The organism is Brachybacterium sp. FME24 (genome assembly GCF_014897705.1).
Classification (GTDB): Bacteria; Actinomycetota; Actinomycetes; order Actinomycetales; family Dermabacteraceae; genus Brachybacterium.
In genome coordinates this window covers 1-12491 of sequence record NZ_JABUXV010000001.1, presented here as the reverse complement: position 1 = coordinate 12491, position 12491 = coordinate 1, and the positions used below count along the sequence as shown (strand labels likewise).

The 12491-nt window shown below is 69.8% G+C and carries 10 protein-coding genes; all 10 read left to right on the top strand.

Going from position 1 to position 12491, the window contains the following annotated elements; all coding sequences use genetic code 11:
* Positions 1-107 precede the first annotated feature (107 nt).
* Positions 108-995, top strand: a complete 888-nt coding sequence (locus tag INT51_RS00050; protein ID WP_193103154.1) for an endo-beta-N-acetylglucosaminidase — start codon at positions 108-110, stop codon at positions 993-995.
* 54 nt (positions 996-1049) lie between these two features.
* On the top strand, positions 1050-2174 hold the full coding sequence (argC, locus tag INT51_RS00045; protein WP_193103153.1) for an N-acetyl-gamma-glutamyl-phosphate reductase: 1125 nt from the start codon (positions 1050-1052) through the stop codon (positions 2172-2174).
* Between the two features lie 86 nt (positions 2175-2260).
* On the top strand, positions 2261-3430 hold the full coding sequence (gene argJ / locus INT51_RS00040; protein ID WP_193103152.1) for a bifunctional glutamate N-acetyltransferase/amino-acid acetyltransferase ArgJ: 1170 nt from the start codon (positions 2261-2263) through the stop codon (positions 3428-3430).
* Positions 3427-4455 (top strand): acetylglutamate kinase, encoded by a 1029-nt coding sequence (gene argB, locus INT51_RS00035; protein ID WP_226831785.1) that lies wholly within the window; start codon positions 3427-3429, stop codon positions 4453-4455. Before argJ ends, argB begins: the two co-directional genes overlap by 4 nt.
* A 43-nt stretch (positions 4456-4498) precedes the next feature.
* The gene (locus INT51_RS00030) at positions 4499-5767 is read left to right on the top strand and encodes an acetylornithine transaminase (protein WP_370540774.1); all 1269 of its coding nucleotides are present in this window, start codon (positions 4499-4501) and stop codon (positions 5765-5767) included.
* 1 nt (position 5768) lies between these two features.
* Positions 5769-6755: an ornithine carbamoyltransferase gene (gene argF / locus INT51_RS00025; protein ID WP_193103150.1), complete on the top strand. Its 987-nt coding sequence runs from the start codon at positions 5769-5771 to the stop codon at positions 6753-6755.
* On the top strand, positions 6752-7336 hold the full coding sequence (locus tag INT51_RS00020) for an arginine repressor (RefSeq protein ID WP_193103149.1): 585 nt from the start codon (positions 6752-6754) through the stop codon (positions 7334-7336). Before argF ends, INT51_RS00020 begins: the two co-directional genes overlap by 4 nt.
* A gap of 68 nt (positions 7337-7404) precedes the next feature.
* Positions 7405-8640, top strand: coding sequence for an argininosuccinate synthase (locus tag INT51_RS00015; RefSeq protein WP_193103148.1), 1236 nt, complete (start codon positions 7405-7407; stop codon positions 8638-8640).
* Positions 8637-10091, top strand: a complete 1455-nt coding sequence (gene argH / locus INT51_RS00010) for an argininosuccinate lyase (protein WP_193103147.1) — start codon at positions 8637-8639, stop codon at positions 10089-10091. The genes INT51_RS00015 and argH overlap by 4 nt, the downstream gene beginning before the upstream one ends.
* 380 nt (positions 10092-10471) lie before the next feature.
* Entirely contained in the window at positions 10472-11740 is a 1269-nt protein-coding gene (gene tyrS / locus INT51_RS00005) for a tyrosine--tRNA ligase (protein WP_193103146.1), read from the top strand.
* The last annotated feature ends 751 nt before the right edge of the window (positions 11741-12491 follow it).

The window sequence follows — 12491 nt, the reverse complement described above, 5'->3', positions numbered from 1 at the left end:
GGGCCGTCACGACAACGGTCCTCGGAGCCTCTCCGTGGGCGATTGCTGCTCCTCCCGGACATTCCCGAGGAGACGGGGCAGGCCGCGGAGTTGCCGAACGCGGTGAAATGCCCGGTCATGCCCAGTCTCCGGGTGCTTCGGCGGCCACGGCTCTCGGCGAGCTCGCGCCCCCGCTCGAGTTCGCCTATTTCCGCACCTGGCACGACAGGGCGGTCGATCCGTCGCGGCCGAACTCGATCGGCGAGATCCCGCCGGAGATCGACCTGGTCTTCGTCTTCCCGGACTACACGCCGGACGACAGTCCGTTCTGGGGCATCCTGCGGGACGAGTATGTTCCGACGCTGCATGACCGCGGCACCCGCGCAGTCCGGACCACTGACATACGCGCCGTACTCGACCCCGCTTTTCCGGACACGCCGCAGGGGCATAGGGACAACGCCGAGCATCTCGTCGAAACCTTGGTGGACGCTCACGGCCTCGACGGACTCGACATCGACATGGAGCGCAGTCTCGACGGAGCCGAGACTGCTCGCGCAGTGGGCGTCTTCCAGGAGCTGTCGCGACTGATCGGGCCCCAGAGCGGCACAGATCGACTCTTCATCTACGACACCAACAGGGACGGCACCGTGCCCCTTTTCCGGGCCACGGCCGAGTGCTTCGACTTCGTGCTCGTGCAGTCCTATGGGCGTGCTGTCTCCTCGTTGCACGGCACGTGGGATACCTTCGCGCCGCACATCGACTCCGAGCAGTACCTCATCGGGTTCTCGTTCTACGAGGAGAACGACAACTGGAACGAATGGAACGACACGTCCGAGCCGTTCGAGGAATCGCGTGCGGTCGCCTTTGCCGACTGGCAGCCCGAGGGTGCCGTCAAGGGAGGGGTCTTCTCGTACGCCGTCGATCGGGACGGCGTCGCCTTCAAGGACGACACGATCTCGCAGACGAACTACGAGTGGAGCAAGGCTCTGAAGCACCGCATGCTCGAGCGGGCCTGAAGTCGTCGCCCCACCAGCTGGCTGATCATGCAATGAACTGTATATACTTCCGGCATGACTTCGGCCTCCGGTGCATCCGTCTCTCCCACGCCCGCCCACGCGTCACAGGGAGCCGCCGCCCGCCGCCTGCGCGCAGCCGTGGTCGGCGCCTCCGGGTACGCCGGGGGAGAGGCCCTGCGCCTGCTGTCCGCGCACCCCGACGTCGAGGTCGCGACCGTGGCCGCGCACTCGAGCGCCGGCAGGCGTCTCAGCGAGGTCGCACCGCATATCGACCTCGGCCACGACCCGGTGCTGCAGGAGACCACGGTCGAGACGCTGCGCGGTCACGACGTCGTGGTCCTCGCTCTGCCTCACGGGCAGTCCGGGCAGATCGCCGCCGCCCTGCGCGCCGATGATCCCGATGTGCTGGTCCTCGACCTGGGCGCCGACCACCGTCTCGACAGCGCGCAGGACTGGGCCGAGTACTACGGCAGCGAGCACTCCGGCACGTGGGCCTACGGCATGCCCGAGCTGCCCCTGGCCGACGGCACCCGTCAGCGCGATCTGCTGGTCGGAGCGCGCGAGATCGCGGTCCCCGGCTGCAATGCCACGGCGGTCTCCCTCGCCCTGGCGCCTCTCGTGCGCGCCGGCCTCGTCGACGGCTCGCAGCTCAGCGCCGTGCTGCCGGTCGGCCTCTCCGGGGCGGGCAGATCGCCCAAGCAGCATCTGCTGTTCAGCGAAGTCTCCGGTTCGGCCTCGCCGTACGCCGTCGGCGGCAGTCACCGGCACGTCCCCGAGGTGCTGCAGAACCTGCGCCGAGCCTCCGGCAAGGACGGCCTGCGCCTCACCTTCACTCCGGTGCTGGTGCCCATGAGCCGCGGCATCCTCGCGGTCATCAACGCTCCGATCACCGGCGACACCACCACGGCGGATCTGCTCGCGGCCCTGCGCGGCGACTACGCCGACGAGCACTTCATCGCCGTGCTCGAGGAGGGCATCTTCCCGTCGACCGGCGAGGTCACCGGGGCGAACACCGCACGCCTGGGCGCCGCGGTGGACCGCCACAGCGGCCAGGCCACCGTGGTCGTCGCCCTCGACAACCTGGTCAAGGGCACCGCCGGCGCCGCGATCCAGTCCCTGAACCTCGCGCTCGGCCTGCCGGAGGCCACCGGCCTCACGCGCACTGCGATCGCCCCCTGACCCTGCTGGGCGGTGCTCGGCCCCGAAAGTCCGGACGTGCCGCCGCTGCGCCCCCTCTGACCCGACCACTTCGTGAGGAGACCCCCGTGTCGATCACCCGCCCCCTCGGCTTCCGTGCCGCCGGTCTCGCCGCCGGTATCAAGTCCACCGGCGCCCTGGACCTCGCACTCATCGTCAACGATGGCCCCCGCGATACCGCGGCCGCCGTGTTCACCACGAACCGGGTCCAGGCCGCCCCGGTCCTGTGGTCGCGCCGGGCGGTGGCGGACGGCCGCTCCCGCGCCGTGGTGCTGAACTCCGGCGGCGCCAACGCCTGCACCGGGCCCGACGGCTTCGCCGACACCCACCGCACCGCTGAGCACCTCGCCGACGTCCTCGATGTCTCCGCGCAGGACGTGCTGGTCTGCTCGACGGGCCTGATCGGTGAGCGCCTGCCGATGGACCCTCTGCTGTCCGGGGTCACTGCCGCCACCGCACGGCTCGGAGCCGGGGCCGACGTCGACGCTGACACCTCACGCGCGATCATGACCACGGACTCGGTGCCGAAGACCGCCGAGGTCACCACGGCCGCAGGGGCCGTCGTCGGTGGTATCGCCAAGGGCGCAGGCATGCTCGCCCCACAGCTCGCGACCATGCTCGTGGTGCTCACCACGGACGCCGACGTCGATTCCGAGACCGCGCAGGCGGCGCTGCGCGAAGCCACCCGCACCACCTTCGACCGGGTCGACTCCGACGCCTGCATGTCCACCAACGACACCGTCATCCTGCTCGCCTCCGGCGCCAGCGGGATCACCGTCGGCACCGAGGAGCTCACCGAGGCCGTGCGCGCGGTGAGCGCCGATCTCGCCCGCCAGCTGGTGGCCGACGCCGAGGGCGCGAGCCATGACGTTCACGTCGTCGTCCACTCGGCGACGACCGAGGAGGCAGCTCTCGCGGTGGCCCGCGAGATCGCCCGCTCCAACCTGGTCAAGGCGGCGATCTTCGGGAACGATCCGAACTGGGGTCGCATCGTGGCCGCCGCCGGATGCGTGCCCGAGCAGCGTGCCCCCTTCGATGTCCAGCACCTGTCGGTCCATGTCAACGGGGTCCAGGTGTGCCGCGCAGGCGGTGCCCACCGAGACCGTTCCGAGGTCGACATGACCCCGCGCGAAACCCTCATCGAGGTCGACCTCGGCGCGGGCGACGTCACCGCAGACATCTGGACCAACGACCTCACCCACGAGTACGTCGAAGAGAACAGCGCATATTCCTCATGAACCCGTCGCACAGCGTCCCTGACCCCGCACCGGACCCGGCATCTCCCTCGGGCCCGGACCCCGACGATGCCACGAGCACCGACGGCCCCCTGGTCGGCAAGAACCCTCTCGCCCAGCTCGACGCCGCGCGCACCGAGGCGCGCGAGAAGTCAGAGGTCCTGATCGAGGCCATGCCGTGGATGCAGCGCTTCCGGGGAAAGATCGTCGTGGTCAAGTACGGCGGCAACGCCATGATCGACGAGGAGCTGCGCCGCGGTTTCGCAGCCGACATGGTCTTCATGCGCCTGGCCGGCATCCACGTCGTCGTGGTCCACGGCGGTGGGCCGCAGATCAACGAGATGCTCGACCGCGTCGGCATCGACTCCACCTTCCAGGGCGGACTGCGCGTGACCGACTCCGACACCATGGACGTCGTGCGCATGGTCCTGGTGGGTCAGGTGGGTCGCCAGCTCGTGGGACTCATCAACCAGCACGGCCCCTTCGCCCTCGGCATGTCCGGGGAAGACGCCCGATTGTTCACCGCCACCCGCCGCGGGACCGTGGTCGACGGCGAGGACGTCGACCTCGGACACGTCGGTGCCGTCAACGGCGTCAACATCGAGGCGATCAGCGACCTGCTGGACAGCGGCCGCATCCCGGTGATCTCCTCGATCGCCCCGGAGGTCGGCGCCGACGGCGTGCCCACCGGCGAGGTGCTCAACATCAACGCCGATCTCGCCGCCGCCGCGCTGGCCGAAGGCCTGGACGCCGAGAAGCTCGTCGTGCTCACCGACGTCGAAGGGCTGTATGGCGACTGGCCCGATCGCGGTTCCCTGATCCCCGAGATCACGGCTTCCGAGCTCCGCAGGATGCTGCCCACCCTCACCTCCGGGATGATCCCGAAGGCCGAGGCGCTGCTGGGCGCGGTCGACTCCGGCGTGCGCACCGCCGCCATGATCGACGGGCGGATCGAGCACGCGGTGCTGTTGGAGGTCTTCACCACCAAGGGTGTGGGCACGATGGTCAGGAGAGATGACTATGTCTGAGCAGGATCCGACCACGCCGACGGAGAGCTCGCAGGGGCTCTCCATGGGCGGCGGCGCCCTCGTGGCGGCGGCCGCCCCGAGCGTCGGCACGCACTCCGCCGGGGCCGGGGAGCCCTCGGGCGATCTCGGGGCGCGGTACCGAGAAGCCCTGCTGCCGGTGTTCGGCACCCCGCAGCGGATCCTGGCCCGCGGCGCGGGCGTGCGGGTGTGGGACACCGACGGCAGGGAGTACCTCGACCTGCTGGCCGGCATCGCCGTGAACACCCTGGGCCACGCCCATCCCGCGATCCTGGCGGCACTGACCAAGCAGGCCGAGACGCTCGGGCATGTCTCGAACTTCTTCGCGACCGCACCGCAGATCGAGCTCGCCGAGAAGCTGCTGACCCTCGCCGCAGCGCCTGCCGGTTCCGCCGTGTTCTTCGCGAACTCCGGTTCCGAGGCCAATGAGGCGGCCTTCAAGATCGCCCGTCGCACCGGCCGGCCGCGCATCCTGGCGCTGACGAACTCCTTCCACGGCCGCACCATGGGCGCTCTGGCGCTGACCTCGAAGGAGGCCTACCGAGCTCCCTTCGAGCCGCTGCCCGGCGGCGTCGAGTTCCTCCCCGCGGGCGACGAGGAGGCGCTGGCGGCCGCCCTGGCCCCCGGGGACGTCGCCGCCGTGTTCGCCGAGCCCATCCAGGGTGAGGCCGGCGTGCGCCCGCTGAGCACGACCTACCTCCGCGCTCTGCGCCGGCTCACCCGTGAGCACGGCACCCTGCTGGTCCTCGACGAGGTCCAGACGGGCATGGGACGCACCGGGAACTGGTTCGCCCACCAGGGGATCGAAGATCTCCAGCCCGACGTCATGACCCTGGCCAAGGGCCTCGGCGGCGGATTCCCCGTCGGCGCCGTCATCACCTTCGGGCAGAGGGTCCACGACCTGCTGCAGCCCGGTCAGCACGGCACCACCTTCGGCGGGAACCCGCTGGCGGCCGCGACCGGACTCGCCGTGATCGGCACCCTCCTCGAAGAGGGCATCCTCGAGCACGTCCGCACCGTCGGGGCGCAGCTGAGCCGCGACCTCCTCGCGCTCGGGAACCCGCTGATCACCGAGGTGCGCGGCGCCGGACTGCTGCTCGGCATCGGCCTCGCACGGCCGATCGCCAAGCAGGTCGCCGCGGCGGCCCTGGAGGCCGGATTCATCCTCAATGCGCCCGACGAGTCCACCCTGCGCCTGGCCCCGCCGCTGATCATCACCCAGGCGGACCTCGACACGTTCACCGCAGCCCTGCCCGAGCTGCTCGCGGCCGCGGCCACCGAAGGAGAGAACTGACATGCCCCGCCACTTCCTGCGCGACGACGACCTGAGCCCGGCCGAGCAGAAGGAGGTCCTCGAGCTCACCGCCGCGTTCCGCGAGGACCGCCACGTGCGCACCCCGCTCGCGGGGCCGCAGTCGGTCGCCGTCATCTTCGACAAGCCCACCCTGCGCACCCAGGTCTCCTTCACGACGGGTATCGCCGAGATGGGCGGGTACCCGCTCCTGGTCGACGGCAACCTCGCCCAGATCGGCACCCGGGAATCGGTCGCCGACGTCGCCCGGGTGCTCGGCCGGCAGGTCAGCGCGATCATCTGGCGCACGTACGGGCAGGATCGCGTCGAGGAGATGGCGGAGCTCTCCGGCGTCCCGGTGGTCAACGCGCTCACGGACGACTTCCACCCGTGCCAGATCCTCGCCGATCTCGCCACCATCGCGCTGCATCGCGGTGGCGTCGACGCACTGGCCGGACAGACCTTCGCGTACGTCGGCGACGGGTCGAACAACATGGCGCATTCCTACCTGCTGGGCGGCGCGACCGCCGGCCTGCACGTGCGGATCGGGACGCCTGCCGCCTATCCGCCGGCGCCGGAGATCCTGGCGAAGGCCGAGGCGATCGCGGCTACGACCGGCGGATCGATCACCGTGACCGACGACCCGGTCGCCGCCGTCGCCGGGGCCGACGCCGTGGCCACCGACACCTGGGTCTCGATGGGACAGGAGTCCCAGGCCACCGAGCGGGAGCGGCCGTTCGTGCCGTTCCAGGTGGACACCGCACTGCTCGCGCACGCCCTGCCGGACGCCATCGTCCTGCACTGCCTGCCCGCCTACCGGGGCAAGGAGATCTCCGCCGAGGTGCTCGAAGGGCCGCAGTCCGTGGTCTGGGACGAGGCGGAGCACCGTCTGCATGCCCAGAAGGCGCTGCTCGCCTGGCTTCTCGCCCGTCCCGACGAGGACACCGAGGCCACCGCTGGGCATGCCCGCCCCCTGGGAGAGCGACGATGAGCGAGCAACGACGAGCCCTCGCGCAGACCAAGACCTCGCGCCAGCAGCGCATCGTCCAGCTTCTCACCCACCAGGAGGTCTCCTCGCAGTCGCAGCTCGCGCAGCTGCTCACCGGGGAGGGAACCGAGGTCACGCAGGCTACGCTCTCGCGCGATCTGGTCGAGCTGCAGGCGGAGAAGGTCCGCGGCTCCGCCGGCAGCCTGGTCTATCGGCTCCCGCCCGAGGGCGGCACATCCCGACCCGCGGGCCCGCCGGCCGAGAACGAGCTGCTCGAAGCGCGGCTGCCACGACTGGCCGAAGGGCTCCTGGTCTCCGCGGAGGCCAGCGGGAACCTCGTCGTCGTCCGGACCCCACCGGGGGGTGCGCAGTATCTCGCCTCGGCCATGGACAGGTCGGTCATGCCCGACGTCCTGGGTACGATCGCGGGCGACGACACCGTGCTGCTGGTCGCCCGCGATCCGGCCGGTGGTGACCGCCTCGCCGCCCGGCTGCTGGACCTGGCCGACGGCCGACGGGACACCCCCGACCCTCCGGCCCCGCCCCGCCGCCATCGCGCCGACCCGCAGCACTCGACCCCCTGACGACGACCCCGGCGCCGCCTCACCGCGCCGACCACGACATCCGATTGAACTCGACTAGGAGCATTCCCGTGACCGAACGCATCGTCCTCGCCTACTCCGGCGGCCTCGACACCTCCGTGGCCATCGGCTGGATCCACGACGCCACCGGCGCCGACGTCATCGCCTGCGCGGTGGACGTCGGCCAGGGCGGCGAGGACCTCGAGGTCATCCGCCAGCGCGCCCTGGACTGCGGCGCCGTCGAGGCCTACGTCGCCGACGCCCGCGACGAGTTCGCCGAGGAGTACTGCATGCAGGCGCTCAAGGCGAACTCGCTGTACATGGACGCCTACCCCAACGTCTCCGCGATCTCCCGCCCGGTGATCACCAAGCACCTCGTCAAGGCCGCCAAGAAGTTCGGCGCCACCACGGTCGCCCACGGCTGCACCGGCAAGGGCAACGACCAGGTGCGCTTCGAGGTCTCCATCACCTCGCTCGCCCCCGAGCTCAAGTGCATCGCCCCGGTGCGTGACCTCGCGCTGACCCGCGACAAGGCGATCCAGTACGCCGAGCGCAAGGGTCTGCCGATCGAGACCACCAAGCACAACCCGTTCTCCATCGACCAGAACGTGTGGGGCCGCGCCATCGAGACCGGCTTCCTCGAGGACATCTGGAACGAGCCCACCAAGGACATCTTCAGCTACACCGACGACCCGGCCTTCCCGCCGGTCGCCGACGAGGTCGTCATCTCCTTCGAGCGCGGTGTGCCCGTCGCGATCGACGGCCGCAAGGTCTCGGCGCTGGAGGCCATCCAGGAGATGAACCGTCGCGCCGGCGCCCAGGGCATCGGCCGCATCGACATCGTCGAGGACCGTCTGGTGGGCATCAAGTCCCGCGAGGTCTACGAGGCACCCGGCGCGATGGCCCTGATCACCGCGCACCAGGAGCTCGAGCGCGTGACCCTCGAGCGCGAGCAGGCCCGCTTCAAGCGCACCGTGGGCGACCGCTGGACCGAGATGGTCTACGACGGGCAGTGGTTCTCCCCGTTGAAGAAGTCCCTGGACGCTTTCATCGACGAGACCCAGCGCTATGTGAACGGCGACATCCGCATGACCCTCCACGGCGGCCGCGCCACCGTGACCGGTCGTCGCTCCGAGACCGGCCTGTACGACTTCAACCTCGCCACCTACGACGAGGGCGACACCTTCGACCAGGGCAGCGCCCGCGGCTTCATCGACATCTACGGCCTGGCCGCGAAGCAGGCTGCGGCCCGCGACGTCGCCTTCGGCAATGGCGAGGACCTCTCCTCTCCTCAGGACGACGCATGAGCTCGCAGGGCATGACACCTGCCGGGGATCCGTCGGCCGCCCAGGAGCGTGCCTCCCTCTGGGGCGGTCGCTTCGGCACCGGCCCGGCGGCCGCGCTGGCCGCACTGTCGGTGTCCACGCATTTCGACTGGCGACTTGCCCAGTACGACCTGCGGGGCTCGAAGGCGCACGCGAACGTGCTGCACGCCGCCTCGCTGCTGACCGATGACGAGCTGGCGGGGATGCAGGCGGCGCTCGACCAGCTCGCCGCCGACGTCGCCTCCGGTGATTTCGTCGCCGGGCCCGACGACGAGGACGTGCACACAGCCCTCGAGCGCGGACTCATCGAGCGGGCCGGGGGAGACCTCGGGGGGAAGCTGCGGGCCGGGCGGTCCCGCAACGACCAGATCGCCACCCTGATCCGGTTGTTCATCCGAGATCAGGCGCGCGTCGTGGGCGACCAGGTGCTCGATCTCGTCGACGTGCTGCAGGCCCGCGCGCTCGAGGTGCACGGGGCGGCGATGCCGGGGCGCACCCATCTCCAGCACGCCCAGCCGCTGCTGCTGAGCCATCACCTGCTGGCCCACGCCTGGCCGCTGCTCCGCGATGTGGAGCGCCTGCGTGACCTGGATCGTCGCGCGGACAGCTCGCCGTACGGATCCGGGGCGCTCGCCGGGTCGAGCCTCGGGCTGGACCCGCAGGCCGTCGCCGCTGAGCTCGGCTTCTCCGACTCGGTGTGGAACTCGATCGACGGGACCGCCTCACGGGACCTGACCGCAGAGTTCTCCTTCACCCTCGCGATGATCGGCATCGACCTGTCGCGGTTGGCGGAGGAGGTGATCCTGTGGAACACCAAGGAGTTCTCGTTCATCACCCTGGACGACTCCTTCTCCACGGGCTCCTCGATCATGCCGCAGAAGAAGAACCCGGACATCGCGGAGCTCGCCCGTGGCAAGGCGGGGCGGATCGTGGGCGACCTGGTGGGCCTATTGACCACGCTCAAAGCCCTTCCGCTCGCGTACAACCGTGATCTCCAGGAGGACAAGGAGCCCGTCTTCGACCAGGTCGACTCCCTGGGGCTGGTACTGCCGGCCTTCACCGGGATGATGGCCACGCTCGTGTTCCACACCGACCGGATGGCGGAGCTGGCGCCGCAGGGCTTCTCGCTCGCGACCGACATCGCCGATCACCTGGTGCGGCGCGGAGTGCCCTTCCGCAGCGCCCACGAGATCTCGGGTTCCTGCGTGAAGGTCGCCGAGTCCCAGGACAAGGAGCTGTGGGACCTCACCGACGAAGAGCTCGCCGCGATCTCCGAGCACCTCGATTCCTCCGTGCGCGAGGTGCTCACCGTCCAGGGCTCCATCGCCTCGCGCGATGCCAAGGGCGGGACTGCTCCGGTCCGAGTGGCCGAGCAGGAGCAGGCGGTCGCCGAGACGATCACCGCGCTGCGGGGCTTCACCCGGGATCGGTGAACGTGCACGCGCCGCCATCCGGCGCCGGCTCATGAGCCACGACGACGGATGAGGCGCCCTGGCAGTGGCCGGTGACCGGACAGGTCACCGGCCACGCCTGATTCCAGAGGTGACGCCCAGCGCGACGCGGGTTGATCCTGTCGCGACTCGGGCGCTTCTGGACCGAAGAACCGATCTCCTCGTCTCGGGGGCCGGCTCGGGGCTCGCTGAAGGCCGCCGGTCCTCGACCTGCGACCCACTCCGACCGGGCGGGCGCCGATCTGTGACAATGGCGCTGGACGCCCGCTCGCGTCTGCGGTGCACCGCGCGAACCGGCGTCGGCGTCGGCGCCCTGCACCGAACCATCCGGCACCCAGTGCCCCACCGAGAGGAACCGATCGATGCATTCCGTCCTGGACGAGCTCGCCTGGCGAGGACTCGTCGTACAGACCACCGGGCGCGAGGCGCTCGGCAACGCTCTGGCGGACGGACCGGTCAGCCTGTATTGCGGCTTCGACCCGACGGCGGCTTCCCTCCATGTCGGCCACCTGACCCAGATCCTGACCATGCGGCGCCTGCAGCTGGCCGGTCACCATCCTTACGCCCTGGTGGGCGGCGCGACCGGTCTCATCGGTGACCCGCGGATGTCCGGGGAGCGCGTGCTGAACGACTCCGAGATCGTCGGTGCCTGGGTGGACAGCCTGCGGGGACAGATCTCCCGCTTCCTCGACCTGGAGGGGGAGTTCGCCGTGACCATGGTGAACAACCTCGACTGGATCGGGCAGATGAGCGCCCTGGACTTCCTGCGAGACATGGGCAAGCACTTCCGCATGGGCACGATGCTCGGCAAGGAGACCGTCTCTCGTCGCCTGCAGAGCGATGAGGGGATCAGCTACACGGAGTTCAGCTACCAGGTGCTGCAGGGAATCGACTTCCTCGAACTGCACCGTCGGCACGGGGTGAGCCTCCAGTACGGGGGGAACGATCAGTGGGGGAATCTGCTCTCCGGCGTCGAGCTGATCCACAAGGTCGAGGGACACGACGCGCACGCGCTGACCACACCGCTGGTCACCAAGGCGGATGGCACGAAGTTCGGCAAGAGCGAAGGCGGTGCCGTCTGGCTCGATCCCGAGCTCACCAGCCCCTATGCGTTCCACCAGTTCTGGCTCAATGCGGCCGACGCGGACGTCGTGAACTACCTGAGGTACTTCACGTTCCGCTCGCAGGAGGAGATCGCCGAGCTCGAGCGCGCCACCGTGGAGTCCTCCCACCAGCGCACGGCTCAGCGAACCCTGGCTGATGACCTGACCACGCTGGTCCACGGGTCGCGAGCCACCGCGCAGGCGACCTCCACGGCAGCCGTGCTGTTCGGCCGCGGTGACGTGCGGGAGCTCGAGGAGCCGACCGTTCTCTCGATAGCCCGCGAGCTGCCTGGGGCAGAGCTGCCGCCGACGACGCCTCTGGTGGACGCTTTCGTGGCCAGTGGCATCGTGCAGTCCAAGGGCGCCGCCCGTCGCGGCGCCGACGAAGGAGGACTGTCGGTGAACGGCGAGAAGCTCACCGCGGACGACCTCGCCCAGGAGATCGGTGATCTCCAGGCGCTGCCTGGCCGGCACCTCCTCCTGCGCCGCGGTCGCAAGAACGCCGCCATGGTGCGCGTGGTCGGCTGATCGCCCAGCTCGCTCGGTCGCCCCGGCATCTCCTGATCAGGAGGCGCCGGGGCGATCTGCATCCTGGGGGAGGCGCAGGAAGGTCTCTACCTCCCAGTGCCTCCACCTCGATAGCGAGACCACTCCAGCGAACAGGCTCTTGAGGGCGGTGCTCTGGACGCACATGCCGCGGGCGGAGGCGGCTCGAGGAGTGCCATGGCGAAGGCCGCCGCCGCAACTCCCCGTGACCCCCCTCTCAGACGTGGGTCACATCGGGGTGAACGAGCGCTTTCCCAACTCGGGAAAAGGCTTAGTGACCTGCAGTGATGGCGGTCAGAACAGGTGAACGGAGGCTGAAATCGCGGGTTTGCCCCATCGGCCCTCGGCGCGTAATCTTCTTTCTTGTCAGCAGCGAGGACGCAGACGCGAAAGGCCGAGAGGTTCCCCCGGGAGCAGCGGCACGGAGCGGATGGGGACGAGCTGAGGATCCGGTCTCGAGGGCAACCGAGAGAACGGCCGTGACCAGCTCACCGGGACGATCGCACCGCGATCTGACCGAGACGCAGGACACGGGAAGCGGAGTTGGACTGGGCCGCGAAGAACTGCTAGAGTAGTGACTCGCGCCAGGACGACGACGGAACGAAAGTCGTGGGCCGGGTTGACCGGCTGGCGCATCCGAGCCTCTGACTCACACCGCTAGAGCGGGAAGATGACGATGTGCGCGTGTTGCTTGATATCTCAATAGCGTGTCTGTTTGTTGATGCCATTATTT